Origin of the sequence: Pseudomonas sp. GW531-T4, assembly GCF_017349615.1 — a bacterium.
GTDB classification, from domain to species: Bacteria; Pseudomonadota; Gammaproteobacteria; order Pseudomonadales; family Pseudomonadaceae; genus Aquipseudomonas; species Aquipseudomonas chlororaphis_I.
Genome location: NZ_JACMZT010000089.1, coordinates 1 through 622, shown reverse-complemented (window position 1 = coordinate 622; position 622 = coordinate 1). Strand labels below are relative to the sequence as shown.

Genomic DNA, 622 nt, shown 5'->3' with positions numbered 1-622 from the left:
CGCAGTGATCACCATTGCTGCCGGTGCAACCACAGGCTCCGTCACCGTCGCTGCTCCAGCTGATGATGTGTACAAGGATGCCGGCAAGGTTGAAGTCAGCATCAAAGACGCCGTAGGCGGGAACTTCGAGAGCCTGGTGCCGAACACCACGCCGGCCGTCACCGACGTGACCGACACCATCGACACCTCAACCGTCAGCCTGACCGCCACTCCTAGCGTCGCTGAAGGTGGCGTGGTGGTGTACACCGCATCGGTCACCGCTCCAGTCACCGGCTCGCCGGTCGTGGTCACCCTGTCGAATGGCCAGACCATCACCATCCCAGTCGGCGCCAGCAGCGGTACCGTGAATTTCGTAGCGCCTAACGACGCCCTGGCGGGCGGCAGCTCCTTGAGCACCACCATCAAGGAAGCTACCGGCGGTAATTACGAGAAGCTCGACGTTGATAGCAAACCGGCTGAAACCTCGGTTACCGACACCCCGGACACTACCACTCTGAGCCTGACGGCGACTGACACTGTCGCCGAAGGTGGCTCGATCGTTTACACCGCCACCCTGACCAATGCGGCCGGCACGCCTGTAACCGTGACTCTGTCGAACGGTGCAGTGATTACCATCGCAGCA

General features: G+C 61.7%; 1 protein-coding gene. It reads left to right on the top strand.

Annotated features, from left to right (window positions below; translation table 11 throughout):
• Positions 1–622: immunoglobulin-like domain-containing protein (locus J4D28_RS30305; RefSeq protein ID WP_207246530.1), on the top strand; the 622-nt coding region annotated here is incomplete at both ends.